Origin of the sequence: Delftia sp. S65 (assembly GCF_016516495.1) — a bacterium.
Taxonomy (GTDB): Bacteria; Pseudomonadota; Gammaproteobacteria; order Burkholderiales; family Burkholderiaceae_C; genus Comamonas; species Comamonas acidovorans.
Map to the genome: position 1 here is coordinate 38,628 of NZ_JACVUR010000009.1, position 13,817 is coordinate 52,444.

Genomic DNA, 13,817 nt, shown 5'->3' on the forward strand with positions numbered 1-13,817 from the left:
CTGGCCGCGCCCTGTTGCTCTTGTTCATGGAGGCGGCGGCCGTGTGTTTCAGGGCGGGCTGGCTGCGGGGAACTCCACGCGCTGCACCTTGAAGCCCTGGGCCGCCAGCAGCGCCGGCAGGCCGCGCGTGCCCACCATGTGCAGGGCGCCCACGGCGGCGAACACGCTACGGCCGGAACGGATCTGCCGCGCCACTTCGCGCGCCAGGCCGGGGTTGCGGCCATAGACCATGCGGTCGTAGTCGACGCGCTCGGCGGCATTGGCCATGCAGTCGCACCAGTCGGGCAGGCTCTCCAGCAGATGGATGCGGCCATCGGCCCAGACGCGTGCGATCAGGCCCAGCTTCTGGGAGGCGATGCCGCTTTCCAGCTGGCGCAGGCCGGACTCCACCGTCTCGGCCACGCGCGCAGGGTCGTCCGAGACCAGTTCGCGCAGTTGCAGCTCGGGTGTCTCCAGCGACAGCACGGGCTTGCCCAGGGCCAGCGCCACGCCGGCCAGCGAGAAATCGATGCCATAGGACGCGTCCAGCCCCTCGCTGCGGCCGGCCAGCGACAACAGGGAGATCACCTGGGCGTCGGGGCGCAGCAGGGCCAGCTCGGGGCCGGCGCAGGCCAGGCGCCTTTGCTCCTCAAGCCGGCGCTGGAGATCGCCGCGCAGCGGCGGCGCATCCGGCCGCGCCTGCATGCCTGCGAACAAGACCTTCATGACCTCGGGATCGAGGATGTTCAGCTCCAGCGCCAGGCTGTCGGAGGCGCGCAGCGCGTCCGACACCGTGGGGCCGGGCACGCTCCAGTCGAGCTTGGCCGCGTGCATGGTCCCGTAGAGCCAGCTGGTGCGGCCCCGGTGCTCGATGCGCCACAGCAGCCCACGGTCCTGCGCCTTGCGCTGCATGGCGCGGATCTCGTCCGGGCTGGGCATGCGCGCCTCGGGCGGGCAGGTGACGGGATCCGCGGCCGGGGGCTCCGCGAATGCTGCGGCCAGCGGCGACAGCGCCAGCGCGGCCAGGCCGGCGCGCAGCGACCTGCCCGCCAGGCGCCACCAGGGTGCGCAGACGCGGCTCATTCGGCAGGCTCGACGATGTTCTGGTCGATGGCGCCGAAGATGCTCTGGCCGTCCTTGCCCTTCATCTCGATGCGGATGGTGTCGCCAAAGCGCATGAACTCGGTCTTGGGCGCGCCGTCCTGGATGGTCTCTATGCAGCGCTTCTCTGCGATGCAGCTGTAGCCCTTGGGCCACTCCATGCGCCGGTTCTTGCCCTTGCCGCTTTCCACGCCCTTGTTGCTCACGGTGCCGCTGCCCACGATGGAGCCGGCGCGCACATTGCGCGTCTTGCAGATATGGGCGATGAGCTGGCCGAAGTGAAAGCTCATGTCCTCGCCCGCATCGCACATGCCGACCTTGCGGCCGTTCCAGGTGGACTGCAGCGTCAGGTGCAGGCGCCCGCCCTTCCAGGCGTCGCCCAGCTCGTCCAGCGTCACGGCCACGGGGCTGAAGGAGGTGGCAGGCTTGGACTGGAAGAAGCCGAAGCCCTTGGACAGCTCATTGGGGATCAGGTTGCGCAGGCTCACGTCGTTGGCCAGCATGACCAGGCGCACGCCGCCCAGCGCACGCTCGGGCGTGGCGCCCATGGGCACGTCGGCGGTGATGACGGCGATCTCGGCCTCGAAGTCGATGCCCATGGACTCGCTGGGCACCACCACATCGTCGCAGGGGCCCAGGAAATCGTCGCTGCCGCCCTGGTACATCAGCGGGTCGGTGTAGAAATTGGCGGGCACCTCGGCGCCGCGCGCCTGGCGCACCAGCTCCACATGGTTGATGTAGGCCGAGCCGTCGGCCCATTGGTAGGCGCGCGGCAGCGGCGCCATGCACTGGCGCGGATCGAAGGCAAAGGCATGGACCGCCTTGCCGCTGTTGAGCAGGTGGTACAGGTCCTGCAGCTGGGGCGCCATGTAGCTCCAGTCGTCGAGCACCTGCTGCAGGCGGCTCGCTATGCCGGTCGCATAATGGGCCTGGCTCAGGTCGCGTGACACCACGACCAGTTGCCCGTCCCGCGATCCGTCCTTGTATGTGGCAAGTTTCATGCTGCTCCCCCGTGCCGCCGCCGCGCGCCACGGCATCCGGGCAGCGGCCTGGATACCCATGGCGACGCAGCCACGAATTACGATAAGTTAAATTGATTTAACTAAACAAAACCAAATTCTATTGCAATGGACAAGGAACGCGCAGGGATTCAATCGGTCGAGGTCGGTTTTACATTGCTGGAGGCGCTGACGCGCGCCCGGGGCCCGCAGATGCTCAAGGACTTGGCGTCCGACGCCGGCATGAGCGCCGCCAAGGCGCACCGCTACCTCGTGAGCTTCCAGCGCATCGGACTGGTCACCCAGGACGCGCGCACCTCCCGCTACGACCTGGGCCCGGCCTCGCTCAAGCTGGGACTTGCCTCGCTGGCGCGGCTGGACCCCGTGCGGCTGGCGCGCGAACGCATGCCCGCGCTCATGGAGCGCATCCACCACACGGCGGCCATCGCCGTCTGGGGCAACCACGGGCCGACCATCGTGCACTGGGAGGAAAGCGCCCAGTCGGTCACCGCCAACCTGCGCCTGGGCGATGTCATGCCCATGCTGGCCTCGGCCACCGGGCGCTGCTTCGCAGCCTGGCTGCCGCGCGAGGTCACGGCCCCGCTGCTGGAGCCCGAAGTGGACAAGGCCCGCCGCATCCAGCGCAAGGACCTGCCGCTCACCCCAGAGGCCATAGACGCCATGCTGGCCGAGGTGCGCGAGCGCGGCACCGCCCGCGTGGTCGATACCGTGCTGCCCGGCATCGTGGCGTTTTGCACGCCGGTCTTCGACTCCTCGGGCCATATCGTGCTGGGCCTGACCACGCTGGGCTCGATTGCCACTTTCGACCCCGAATACGGCGGCGCCATCGACGCGCCGCTGCGCGAGGCATGTGTGCAGCTGTCCCAGGACCTGGGCTGGAATGCCTGAAATGCACCTACGCCAGCGCGCCCTGCCTGCCCTCACCGCCGTGGTGCTGGGCGTGCACGCCCTGGCCCTGCTGGGCCTGCCGCTGTGGAGCCAGGTGTCAGCGCCGCACACCGAGGTGGCAGCCATGCAGACGCGGGCGCTGTCCCTGCCCGAGCCACCCGCCCCCCCGCCTGCAGCGCCCGTACCTGCACCGAAGGCGCCTGCGCCCAAGCCGCAACAGCCTCGCCCCAAGGTCCAGCGCCCGGCACCCGCCGCACCCGCGCCCACGCCCGAGCCGCTGGACACGCCCATCCGCGAAACCGTCGAACCCTTGCCGATGGCCGCAGCGCAGGAGCCTGCCGCATCGGACGCCTCGGAAACCGCCGCTGCCGATGCCGGCAGCGGGGCAACCTCGGCCATGCCGCCGGCGCCGCCCGCTCCCAAGCCCGAACCCGAAACACCGTCCACACCCTCGGCCGGCCCGGCCCAGGGCATGGCCATCACCTCGCCCGACGGCACGCCGCTGGCCTCCGACGCCCCCGTTCCCGTGCAAATGCCCGATCCCGCGCGGCTGTCGTTCGCCGTCACCGGCCAGGCCAAGCGCTTCAACTACTCGGCCAGTGCCGAGCTGGTCTGGCGCCATGCCAACGGCCAGTACCAGGCCAGCCAGGAAGTCAGCCTGTTCCTGCTGGGCTCGCGCTCGCAGACCAGCGAGGGCCGCATCACCGACAGGGGCCTGGAGCCCAGCCGCTTCAACGACAAGGCACGCAAGGAGCAATCGGCGCAGCTGGCGTTCGACCAGAACCTGGCGCACTTCAGCACGGGCGCGCCCGATGCCGCCATCGCGCCCGGCGCGCAGGACCGGCTCAGCGTGTTCCTGCAACTGTCGGCCCTGCTGGCGGCGGCGCCGCAGCGCTACCCGGCGGGCACGCAGATCAGCTTCATCACCGTCAGCGCGCGGCGCGCCGACCGCTGGACCTTCCGCGTGGGCGAGACCGAGACGCTGGACCTTCCCTCGGGCAGCACGCAGGCGCTGCGGCTGGACAAGATCGCGGCGGCCGGCGATGACCAGCAGGCCTCGCTGTGGCTGGCGCCGTCCATGCAATACCTGCCCGTGCGCATCCGGCTGGCGCAGGACAACGGCGACTTCGCCGACCTGCAGCTCAAGGGCCGCCAGGCGCCCTGATCGCGGGTAGGCCGGCACTTGCAGGCACCGCTGCCGCCCGCCTACCACAGCGCGGCCTGCGGCGCACGCCGCCGCGCATGCCAATCCGTGGAATACTGCATGCAAGTGCCTGTGATAGATCGGGACCCCCACGGTTCTTGAAATCCGGCGCTTCGCAGCCATGTAGGCTGTGCGACGCCCGGCAACGGGCCAGAAAGGGAACACCATGCAAATGCTTTACGACTCCGAATCTTTTGTGGTGCTCCATCTGCGTCCCGACATGGATCCGGATGCAACGGCTGGCAATGAGGCAGTCGATACCGCCCGTCAACTGCCACGCCACGGCTTCGAGATCGTGGACAAGCGCTCGGGCAAGGAGGTCTACCTGGACGGCTCCTGGGCCGAGATGTTCCAAAAGCAGATCATTGCCTGGCAGCTCGACGCCCCCACCGAGGAAGAGGTGGAAGACGCGCTGGATCGCTACGCAGGCCTGGCCCAGCAGCCCGTCGTGGTCCACTGACAGCACACAGCGCACGGCCCCCTGAAGGGGCTGCGTGCCAAGCCCGCCGCAGGTTCTCTGCGGCGGGCTTTTTCTTTGGGCGCGGCCATTGCGCGGACCCTGGTGCTTTCACCGATCCGCAGCCTGCGCCTCCTGCCTAGAATCCTGAGCGCAGGTTCAAGATTTGAAGACCATCTGTGAGATGGTCTTGTCGCGCCTGTGTGGTGTGCGCCGGCCTCTTGCAGACAACCAGGAGGCAGCGATGCAAACCACAGGCCACAGCATTCGTGGCGTTCAGGATGTCATCTCGTACATCGACGCACGCCAGGGCATTTCAGGCCGCGCCGGCACCATCTGGTGGCTGGCACTCGGCGGCCTTTTCCTCGACGCCTTTTCCAACTCCGCGCTCAGCGTGGGCCTGGGGCCCATGACGCGCGACCAGCAGCTCACGCCGGCCGAGGTGGCCTGGATGACGTCGCTGGCCTCCTGGGTGTCCATCGCCTTCAACCCCATCGGCGGCTGGATGGCTGACCGCTGGGGCCGCATGCGCCCGCTGGTCATCGCCAAGGTGCTGGCCGTGGCCGGTGCGCTGCTGGTCAGCATGGCGCCCGACTACGCCACCATCCTCTTCGGCCGCTTCTTCGTGGGCGCGGCCTATGGCATCGACTTCGCCATCGCCATGGCGGTGCTGGCCGAGTTCACGCCCGCCCGCCTCAAGAGCCGGCTCAATGTCTGGCAGGGCATGTGGTACATGGCCGTGTGCAGCAACCTGGTGCTGGCGCTGTGGTTCCACTCCTGGGACGTGGGCGATTCGCTGTGGCGCTACTCGGTCGCGGCCACGGCCGTGTTCGGCGTGTTCATCCTGGGCATGCAGGCCGCGCTGCTGGTGGAAAGCCCGACCTGGCTGGCACGCAAGGAGCGGCTGGACGACGCGGCCCGCGCCATGACGCGCATCTATGGCCAGACCTTCAGGGCAGCGCCCCTTGCCGAGCGCCTGCCCGTGCTCAACCCGGCCCGGCGCGGCCTGGCCAATGTGCTGCTGATCTTTCGCGGCATCTACCTGCCGCGCACGCTGCTGGCGGCCACGGTGCAGATAGGCCAGTCCATCCAGTACTTCGCCGTGGGCTGGTACCTGCCGCTGATCAGCGCCTCGCTGTTCGGCAAGGACTTCCGCGAGGCCACGCTGGGCGCGCTGGTGTTCAACGTGTTCGGCATCGTCGGCGGCTTCCTGTCGCCCGTCATCGGGCGCCGGCTGGGCCTGCGGCGGGCCTCGGCCTTCGGCTTTGCGCTGGTGTTCCTGATGCTGCTGGTGCTGGGCCTGTTCAACGGCCGCATGCCCATCTGGCTGGCCGTGGCCGTGCCCTCGCTGTTCATCCTCTTTCATTCGGGCGGGCCCGGCGCCAACGGCAAGAGCCTGTCCACGCTGTCGTTCCGCAGCGAGCTGCGCGCGGGCGCCAACGGCGTGATCGGCGCGCTGGGCGCCATGGGCGCGGCGCTGGGGCTGCTGGTGTTCCCGCTGTTCCGCCAGCAGTACGGGCTGGAGAACACCTTCCTCATCCTGTCCGTGGTGCCGCTGCTGGCCAGCATCGTCTGCTTTTCCATCCGCTGGGACCCCACGCGCACCACCGTGAACCCCGACGACGAGCCCGGCGCGCCCCAGTTCGCGGACGACGCAGCCCCGCCCGCCAAGGTCGCTCAAACCACCGCCTGAAAGAGACCACCCCATGCACCATGAAGCCGTGATCCTTTGCATAGACGAAGGCACCTCGGGCACGCGCGCCGCCGTCGTGGGACGCGACGGGCAGGTGTCCGCCCAGGACTATCTGCCGCTGGAAATCCACTGCCCGCGCCCCGGCGTGGTCGAGCAGGACGCCGACCTGCTGCTGGAGCGCACGCTGGACGTGTGCCGCCGCGCCATCGCCCGCGCCCAGGGCTGCGGCCAGCAGATCGTGGCCCTGGCCATTGCCAACCAGCGCTGCTCGGCCGTGCTCTGGGACACGGCCACGGGCCGGTCGCTGGCGCCCATCATGGTCTGGCAGGACTCGCGCCACCGCGACGAACTGGCCCTGCTGGCCGGCGATTGGGATGCCCGGCTGATCCGCCACGCGGGCCGGCCCGTGGGCGTGCGTTCGCCCTACCTGTGGGCCGCGCGCAAGCTGCGTGAGGATGCGGCCGTGGCCCGTGCCTGGCAGCAGCGCCGCCTGGCCTTCGGCACCATCGACTCCTGGCTGCTGTGGCATCTGTCGGATGCGCGCGCCGTGGTCACCACGCCCACCAATGTGACCTCGGGCAACGCCTATGCGCTGGGCGATCACCGCTACCTGCAGGACTGGCTGGACGCGCTGGAGTTTCCCGCCGAGCTGCTGCCCCGCCTGTGCGAGGACGTGCAGGACTTCGGCCGCACGCGCACCGAGCTGCTGGGCCTGGCCGTGCCCATCCTGGCCTGCGCGGGCGACCAGCATGCGGCCGCCGTGGGCCTGGGCTGCCTGGAGCGTGGCCAGGCGCTGTGCGTGCATGGCACGGGCAGCTTCGTCGATGTGCTCACGGGAACAAAGCTGCCCGCGCATGACGCGGCCCACGAAAGCTCGCTGACCATGACGGCGCGGCGCATGGGCGGTGTCTCGCGCTATGCCATCGAGACCTACGTGCCCACCACGGGCTCGGCGCTCAACTGGATCTGCGAGAAGCTGCAGTGGTTCGACAACCCACAGCAGATCAGCACCCTGGCGGGCGAGGCCGAGACGCCGGCCGACCTGGTCTTCATCCCCGCGCTCACGGGCCTGCGCCTGCCGGCCATGGAGCCGGGCGCGCGGGCCTCGATCTCGGGCGTGTCCATGGCCACCTCGCGGCCGCAGCTGGCGCGCTCCATCCTCGAAGGCATTGCGCATTCCGTGGCCTCCTGCGTGCAGGCGGACGAGGCGGCCTCGGGCACCGAGGTGGGCGAGCTGCTGGTGGGCGGCGGCCTGTCAGGCAGCGATGCGCTGCTGCAGATCCAGGCCGACCTGGGCGGCCTGCCCGTGCGCCGCCTGGCCGATACCGACAAGGCCAGCCTGCGCGGCATCGCCTTCATGGCCGGCAGCGCAGGCCTGCTGTGGGACGGGCTGGAGCAGGCCTGCGCCACGCTGCGCACCGAAGCGGTCTTCACCCCGCGCATGGCGGCCGACGAGCGCGGCGAGCGCCGCCGCATCTGGCGCGCCCGCGTGGGCGACGAACTGGCCCGCGCCCGGGCCCCCGGGCGCAGCGCCGCCCTGGAGGGCTGTGCATGATGCAATGGCCCTTTGGCAAGGAGCGCAGGGACAGCGCCGCACTGACCCAGACCGCGCCGCTGCAGCTGCAGCGCGCGGACCAGCTCGCGCGGCTGGGTGACGAGGCCTTCGACCTGCTGGTCATCGGCGGCGGCATCACCGGCGCCTATGCGGCGCTGGACGCCAGCCTGCGCGGCCTGCGCGTGGCGCTGGTGGAGAAGGACGACTTCGCCTCGGGCACCTCGTCCAAGTCCTCCAAGATGGTGCACGGCGGCCTGCGCTACATCGAGCAGGGCAACCTGGGACTGGTGCGGCACTCGCTGCTGGAGCGCCAGCGCCTGCGCCGCAATGCGCGGCACCTGGTGCAGCGCCTGCCCTTCCTGTTTCCCGTGATGGAGCGCGACGGCGTCTTCGACGCCCGCCTGGCCAAGGCCTTCGGCAGCCTGCTGTGGACCTATGACCTGGCCGGCGGCTGGCGCGAAGGCATCCTGCATCGCAAGCTCGGCAAGGCCGAGGTGCTGTCGCACTGCCCGAGCTTTCGCGAAGAGCAGCTCCTGGGCGGCTACATGTACTTCGACGCGCGCGTGGACGATGCGCGGCTCACGCTGGCCGTGGCACGCACGGCGGCCTTCCACGGCGCGGCCGTGCTCAACCACTGCCAGGCCACCGCCGTCACGCGCAACGCCCACGGCGGCGTGGATGGCGCCATCGTCCAGGCCGATGGCCGCGAGATCACGGTGCGCGCGCGCAGCGTGGTCATGGCCACGGGCGTGTGGCTGCGCGACTGGGATGGCCGCAAGCCCGGCCAGGAGCCCCGGCTGCACGTGCGCCCCGCCAAGGGCGTGCACGTGGCCATTCCCTGGCTGCGCATACGCAACGACTGCACCGTCACCATTCCCGTGCCGGGCCGCAGCCGGCGCGCCACCATCACGCGCTGGGGCGATGTCTCCTACCTGGGCACCACCGACGAGGACTACACGGGCGGCCTGGACGATGTGCACTGCACGCGCACCGAGCTGGATTTCCTGCTGGAAGGTGCCCGATCGGCGCTCAAGGTGGACCTCTCGCCCGAGGACGTGGTCGGCTCCATCGCCGGCTGCCGCCCCCTGGTCGGCCCGCCCGGCGGCAAGACCGTGGAGATGAAGCGCAACCACGAAATCCATGTGGCAGCCGACGGCCTGGTCACCATCGTGGGCGGCAAGCTCACCACCTCGCGCCACATGGCCGAGCAGACCGTGGACGCCGTCGAGAAACTGCTGGGCCGGCGCACGCGCTGCACCACCACCTCGGCCTTTGTGCTGGGCGCGGCCGGCTACGACGCCCAGGCCATCACGGCCACGGGCGGCCTCTCGGCCCACCTGGGCGAGCGCTACGGCACGGAGGCGCGCTTCGTCAGCGACCTGCTGGCCGTGCGGCCCGAACTGGCCCGGCCCATCGTGCAGGGCCTGCCCCATACCGAGGCCGAGGTCCTCTACGCCGTGCGCCACGAAATGGCGGCCAGCGTGGACGACGTGCTCTCGCGCCGCCTGCGCGCCCGCCTCATGGCGCGCGATGCCTCGGCCCACGCCGCGCAGCGCGTGGGCGACATCCTGGCCGATGAACTGGGACTGGCACCCGCGCAGGTCGCGCAACAGGTCCACGACTACCGCCGCGCCGTGGAGCGCGAAAAACAGATTTTGATGGGAGACATCCAATGCTGAGCAAAGACGCAATCGCCCGCGGCTACAACCGCCGCAACTACGTGGTGGGCGCCCCCACGACACCGGGCTGGGCGGCGCAGGCCGCACCCGCAGCCGCCCGCCCTGCCTCCGAAGGTCCTGCCTGCGGCCTGCAGCACGAGCCCGTGGCCATGCCCGAGGCCGTGCTCGCCGCGCTGCGCACCGCCTGCGACCGCGTGCAGACCGAGCGCGCCGACATCGTCGCCGGCACGCGCGACTGGTGGGCGCGCACCATGGTGGCCGAGACCTCGGGCCACCCGGCCACGCCGCAGGCCGTCATCGCCCATGCATCCACCGTGGAGCAGGTGCAGGCCGTGATGCGCATTGCCGACGCGCACGCCATTCCCGTCACCGTCTCGGCCGGGCGCAGCAACGTCACGGGCGCGGCCCTGCCCCTGCGCGGCGGCATCGTGCTGGACCTGTGCGAACTCAATCGCTTCATCGCCATGGACGAGCAAAGCCAGATCGTCGAGGTCGAGGCCGGCATGTTCGGCGACGTGTTCGAGGAAACCATCCAGCGCCGCCACGGCATGACCATGGGCCACTGGCCCTCGTCCTTCGGCATCAGCACCGTGGGCGGCTGGGTGGCCTGCCGGGGCGCGGGCCAGCTGTCCACGCGCTACGGAAAGATCGAGGACATGGTCCACGGCATGGACGTGGTGCTGGCCGATGGCCGCCTCGTCACCGTGGGCGGCTACGCGCGCGCGGCCATCGGCCCGGACCTGCAGCAGCTGTTCATCGGCTCGGAAGGCACGCTGGGCGTGATCGTGCGCATCCGCTTCAAGCTGCACCGCCTGCCCGACCACGGCCGCGCCATCGCCTATGGCTTCGCCAGCTTTGCCCAGGGCCTGGAGGCCTGCCGCCAGATCCTGCAGCAAGGCGCCAACCCCGCCGCGCTGCGGCTGTATGACGCGCTGGAAAGCGGCGTGCAATTCGGCCGCAGCGACCTCAACGTGCTGCTGATCGCCGACGAAGGCGCACCCGAGATCGTCGATGCCGTCATGGCCATCTGCGAGCGTGTGTGTGCACCTTTGGGTGAACGGCTGGACGGCACCGCCACCCTGGAGCGCTGGCTGGACACGCGCTACCTGACCGGCAAGAGCGCCGAGGGCTTCAAGAAAGGCCCGGGCTTCGTCGCCGACACGTTGGAGATGTGCGGCCCCTGGAAAGACCTGCCGGCCATCTACGAGGAAGTGGTCGCCGCCCTGCAGGCCATCCCCGGCACCCTGGCCGGCTCGGCCCACCAGTCGCATGCCTATGTGGATGGCGCCTGCCTGTACTTTTCGCTGCGCGGCGAGGTGGCCGTGGACCAGCGCGCCCAGTGGTACCGCGCGGCCTGGGACGCAGCCAACGCCGTGCTGCTGCGCCACGGCGCCACGCTCAGCCACCACCACGGCGTGGGCCTGCTGCGCGCGCCCTACATGCGGCAATCGCTGGGCCCGGCCTTTGCCCTGCTGGAGGCCACCAAGCGCATGCTGGACCCCAAGAACCTGCTCAACCCCGGCAAGCTGGGGCTGGACCTCTGACATGGGCCGCCCGGACAACTCCCTGGGCGCGCGGCTGGCGCGCCGCCCCGTCATCGCCACCCTGTACGGAGCCGAGCAGATGGACGCGCTGCTGGCCAGCCAGGCCGAAGTCGCCATCGTCGCCAACATCGAACTGCGCCGCCTGCGCTCGGTGATCTCCACCATCACCGGGGCGGGCAAGATCGCCATCGTCAACATCGACAGCTGCGACGGCATCTCGCCCGACAAGGGCGGCGTGGACTACCTTGTGGACCTGGGCGCCAGCAGCCTGCTGTCCACGCGCGTGGCCACCATCCAGCGCGCCAACAAGGCCGGGCTGCTGACCATGCAAAAGGTCTTCGTCACCGACCGCTCCACCTGGCCGCGCAGCATCAAGGCCGTGGAGCAGAGCGACCCCAACCTCGTGCAGATCATGCCCGCCCCCATGCTGGCCCACATCACCGAGGCCGAGCGCCGCATCCTGCCGCCCCTGGTGGCCTCGGGCTTCGTCTGCAGCCAGGATCAGGTCCAGCAGGCGCTGGCCGGTGGTGCGATTGCGGTATCTACCAGCGACAGTGGGCTGTGGTGAGGAGCGGCGATCGGATTTCCGAGACACGGTCTCGGAAATTGCAGCCCAGGGATACGCCAGGACGAAGCGCCGCATGTTCTCCAGATTGTCCGGACTGAGCCCTCGCCCGAATCGAGCCGCCAGATCAGCGGACAGGCTTTCCACCGACGGCCTGCCAGCGCCAGCCCGTCGCCTGCGCCTCAGGCCGCACGCCGGTTCTGCATCTTCACGCGCTCCACCAGGTCCTTGAGCAGGTCGAAATGCAAGCGCATGCCCTTGAGCGAGCGGCCATAGCGTGAGCGGGGCAGCTTGAAGGCCTTGCCGGCCAGGTGGATGGCGCTGGCCGCCAAGTGCCATTGCTGCTCAAACACCTCATGGCTTTGCGGCGGATCGTCCTGCATGTGCCGTATGTGTGCCAGCGCCAGTTCCACGGCGCATTCCACCTCGAACTGGCGCGCATTGCGCCCGCGCCTGCCGTGGCAGGCCTGGGTCAGCGCCACCAGTTGGCCCTCCGCCATGATCAGCGAGACACGCATGGCCTGCTGCCAGGTGGGCCAGGTGGGCCAGGTGGGGGATGGGGTGGTTTTTTCTGTTTCCGGACGAGGCTGCGCCTGCACTGCCATGCGGGCAGTGTTTTTGGGGGATGCCATGGGTCAGCCCTCTCGTTGGAAGAGGCCGGTCAAGATGAATGCGCTCATGGTTGCAGCTCCTGGTTGAGACTGAAAAACCACGCGCTGCGTTTCTACGCGCAACGGGTGGAGTGTGGCGGTTAGAAACATGGAACCAGCCATGCGGACATCCTTACGGGTAGCCCCCACCACACCCCATAACTTGCGGACGAGCGCAAGCGCACATCCTGAAATCGGGTATGGACAAAGCCCCGCTTTACGGTGGGGGCTGCACGCTGGTTCAAAGGTGTTTCTACGCACCGGGCCTTTCGGCTTGCCGCCAGTGTAGCGGCACGGCGCAGGGTCAGGATGGCCTTATTGCACCGTCCGACCCGCCATGCGCCCGCGCGCCTCCACCCAGCGGAACAGCGGCGCCACCAGCAGCAGCACGGCGATCAGCCGGCAGACCTGGAAGGCCGTGACCACGGGCACGCCCAGCTGCAGCACCTTGGCGGTGATGGCCATCTCGGTGATGCCGCCCGGCGAGGTACCCAGCAGCAGCGTGACCCAGGGCAGGTCCACGGCCAGGTGCAGCAGCCAGGCAAAGGCCGCGCAGATCGCCATGAGCCCCACGGTGCCCACGGCCACGGAGCCCAGCCAGCGCGGCGCGGTGTGCAGGAATTCGCGCTTGAAGCGCACGCCCAGGCTGATGCCGATCACCAGTTGCGCCGCATTGACCAGGGCCTGGGGCACGGCCGACAGTTCCTGGCCGCACATGGTCAGCAGCATGGACACCAGCAGCGCGCCCAGGAACCAGGGATTGGCACGCTTGAGCCGGTCCATGGCCCAGGCGCCCAGGCCCGTGAGCACGGCCAGCAGCGCCAGCCCCGGCCATTCGACGATGCGGATGCTGGGCGGCGTCAGCCCCTCCAGGCCGTGCAGGCCGCTCCACTGCAGCGCAAACGGAATGCTCACGGTGACGATGACCAGGCGCAGGCTGTGGCTGGCCGCCACCAGGTCGGTGCGCGCGTTCTCGCGCTCGGCCAGCAGCGTCATCTCCGACGCCGCGCCAATGGCGCCCGCGAAGTAGGTGGTGGCGCGCATCTCGCCAGCCGGTATCTGCGGCATGCGCGGCGCATGCACGCGGTACAGCCAGGCGCCGAAGCCCCAGCCCAGCAGCAGCGCCCAGACGATGGCCACGGCGATCGCCCACCACAGCCCCGCGATCAACTGCACCACGGCCGGCGTGAAATACAGGCCCAGCGAGGCGCCGATGATCCACTGCCCGCCGTTGCGCAGCCGGCCCGCGCTGGCCGTGGGCGCGCCCAGGATGGAGGCCAGCGAGGTAGCGATCAGCGGCCCCAGCATCCAGGGCAGCGGCGTGCGCAGCCACAGGCACAGCTGGGCGGCGGCAAAGGCGCCCAGCAGGGTCAGTGCGATGCGAAGCAGGAAAATGTGGCGGCGCTCGGGCATGGCAGGCGAGGCGGGGCAGGTCCAAAGCCTGCGAGTATCGCCGCGCCGGCTCCCGCGCGCTGCCGGCGGC

12 protein-coding genes and 1 pseudogene are annotated in these 13,817 nt (G+C 69.9%); 8 read left to right on the forward strand and 5 right to left on the reverse strand.

The window, feature by feature from the left end:
- Positions 1-48: 48 nt before the first annotated feature.
- Positions 49-1,062, reverse strand: coding sequence for a TraB/GumN family protein (locus IAE24_RS10435; RefSeq protein ID WP_199960498.1), 1,014 nt, complete (start codon positions 1,060-1,062; stop codon positions 49-51).
- Complete coding sequence (locus IAE24_RS10440; protein ID WP_034390060.1) at positions 1,059-2,081, reverse strand: fumarylacetoacetate hydrolase family protein; 1,023 nt, start codon at positions 2,079-2,081, stop codon at positions 1,059-1,061. The genes IAE24_RS10435 and IAE24_RS10440 overlap by 4 nt, the downstream gene beginning before the upstream one ends.
- Before the next feature lie 126 nt (positions 2,082-2,207).
- Here IAE24_RS10440 and IAE24_RS10445 point away from each other — a divergent pair, with 126 nt between their 5' ends.
- The 8 genes from IAE24_RS10445 (at position 2,208) to IAE24_RS10480 (ending at position 11,687) form a co-directional block, all read left to right on the forward strand.
- Positions 2,208-2,987, forward strand: a complete 780-nt coding sequence (locus tag IAE24_RS10445; RefSeq protein ID WP_012203056.1) for an IclR family transcriptional regulator — start codon at positions 2,208-2,210, stop codon at positions 2,985-2,987.
- Positions 2,980-4,152 carry a DUF3108 domain-containing protein gene (locus IAE24_RS10450; protein WP_199960499.1) on the forward strand — a complete coding sequence of 391 codons (1,173 nt, stop codon included), beginning with the start codon at positions 2,980-2,982 and terminating at the stop codon, positions 4,150-4,152. Before IAE24_RS10445 ends, IAE24_RS10450 begins: the two co-directional genes overlap by 8 nt.
- A 205-nt stretch (positions 4,153-4,357) precedes the next feature.
- A complete protein-coding gene (locus IAE24_RS10455) occupies positions 4,358-4,651 on the forward strand; it encodes a BTH_I0359 family protein (RefSeq protein WP_012203054.1) in 294 nt (97 codons plus the stop codon).
- Between the two features lie 241 nt (positions 4,652-4,892).
- Positions 4,893-6,341 carry an MFS transporter gene (locus IAE24_RS10460; RefSeq protein WP_034390051.1) on the forward strand — a complete coding sequence of 483 codons (1,449 nt, stop codon included), beginning with the start codon at positions 4,893-4,895 and terminating at the stop codon, positions 6,339-6,341.
- Positions 6,342-6,354: 13 nt separating this feature from the next.
- Complete coding sequence (locus tag IAE24_RS10465) at positions 6,355-7,896, forward strand: FGGY family carbohydrate kinase (protein ID WP_141830596.1); 1,542 nt, start codon at positions 6,355-6,357, stop codon at positions 7,894-7,896.
- A complete protein-coding gene (locus IAE24_RS10470; RefSeq protein ID WP_199960500.1) occupies positions 7,893-9,575 on the forward strand; it encodes a glycerol-3-phosphate dehydrogenase/oxidase in 1,683 nt (560 codons plus the stop codon). Before IAE24_RS10465 ends, IAE24_RS10470 begins: the two co-directional genes overlap by 4 nt.
- On the forward strand, positions 9,569-11,119 hold the full coding sequence (locus IAE24_RS10475) for an FAD-binding oxidoreductase (protein ID WP_199960501.1): 1,551 nt from the start codon (positions 9,569-9,571) through the stop codon (positions 11,117-11,119). Before IAE24_RS10470 ends, IAE24_RS10475 begins: the two co-directional genes overlap by 7 nt.
- Before the next feature lies 1 nt (position 11,120).
- On the forward strand, positions 11,121-11,687 hold the full coding sequence (locus IAE24_RS10480; RefSeq protein WP_034390045.1) for a glycerol-3-phosphate responsive antiterminator: 567 nt from the start codon (positions 11,121-11,123) through the stop codon (positions 11,685-11,687).
- A gap of 30 nt (positions 11,688-11,717) precedes the next feature.
- Here the strand turns inward: IAE24_RS10480 and IAE24_RS10485 are convergent.
- From IAE24_RS10485 to IAE24_RS10495, 3 genes and pseudogenes are all read right to left on the reverse strand, one after another.
- A pseudogene (locus tag IAE24_RS10485) lies at positions 11,718-11,870 on the reverse strand (DUF1016 N-terminal domain-containing protein); the annotation flags it as partial.
- Complete coding sequence (locus IAE24_RS10490) at positions 11,867-12,316, reverse strand: hypothetical protein (protein ID WP_199960502.1); 450 nt, start codon at positions 12,314-12,316, stop codon at positions 11,867-11,869. The gene IAE24_RS10490 and the pseudogene IAE24_RS10485, both read right to left, overlap by 4 nt.
- A gap of 333 nt (positions 12,317-12,649) precedes the next feature.
- The gene (locus IAE24_RS10495; RefSeq protein WP_199960503.1) at positions 12,650-13,747 is read right to left on the reverse strand and encodes an AbrB family transcriptional regulator; all 1,098 of its coding nucleotides are present in this window, start codon (positions 13,745-13,747) and stop codon (positions 12,650-12,652) included.
- Between the last annotated feature and the right edge of the window lie 70 nt (positions 13,748-13,817).

Excerpts from the sequence above, each read along its gene's own strand:
- IAE24_RS10435 (WP_199960498.1), bottom strand. The coding sequence starts at position 1,062 with ATGAGCCGCGTCTGCGCACCCTGGTGGCGCCTGGCGGGCAGGTCGCTG.
- IAE24_RS10440 (WP_034390060.1), bottom strand. The coding sequence starts at position 2,081 with ATGAAACTTGCCACATACAAGGACGGATCGCGGGACGGGCAACTGGTC.
- IAE24_RS10445 (WP_012203056.1), top strand. The coding sequence starts at position 2,208 with ATGGACAAGGAACGCGCAGGGATTCAATCGGTCGAGGTCGGTTTTACA.
- IAE24_RS10450 (WP_199960499.1), top strand. The coding sequence starts at position 2,980 with ATGCCTGAAATGCACCTACGCCAGCGCGCCCTGCCTGCCCTCACCGCC.
- IAE24_RS10455 (WP_012203054.1), top strand. The coding sequence starts at position 4,358 with ATGCAAATGCTTTACGACTCCGAATCTTTTGTGGTGCTCCATCTGCGT.
- IAE24_RS10460 (WP_034390051.1), top strand. The coding sequence starts at position 4,893 with ATGCAAACCACAGGCCACAGCATTCGTGGCGTTCAGGATGTCATCTCG.
- IAE24_RS10465 (WP_141830596.1), top strand. The coding sequence starts at position 6,355 with ATGCACCATGAAGCCGTGATCCTTTGCATAGACGAAGGCACCTCGGGC.
- IAE24_RS10470 (WP_199960500.1), top strand. The coding sequence starts at position 7,893 with ATGATGCAATGGCCCTTTGGCAAGGAGCGCAGGGACAGCGCCGCACTG.
- IAE24_RS10475 (WP_199960501.1), top strand. The coding sequence starts at position 9,569 with ATGCTGAGCAAAGACGCAATCGCCCGCGGCTACAACCGCCGCAACTAC.
- IAE24_RS10480 (WP_034390045.1), top strand. The coding sequence starts at position 11,121 with ATGGGCCGCCCGGACAACTCCCTGGGCGCGCGGCTGGCGCGCCGCCCC.
- IAE24_RS10490 (WP_199960502.1), bottom strand. The coding sequence starts at position 12,316 with ATGGCATCCCCCAAAAACACTGCCCGCATGGCAGTGCAGGCGCAGCCT.
- IAE24_RS10495 (WP_199960503.1), bottom strand. The coding sequence starts at position 13,747 with ATGCCCGAGCGCCGCCACATTTTCCTGCTTCGCATCGCACTGACCCTG.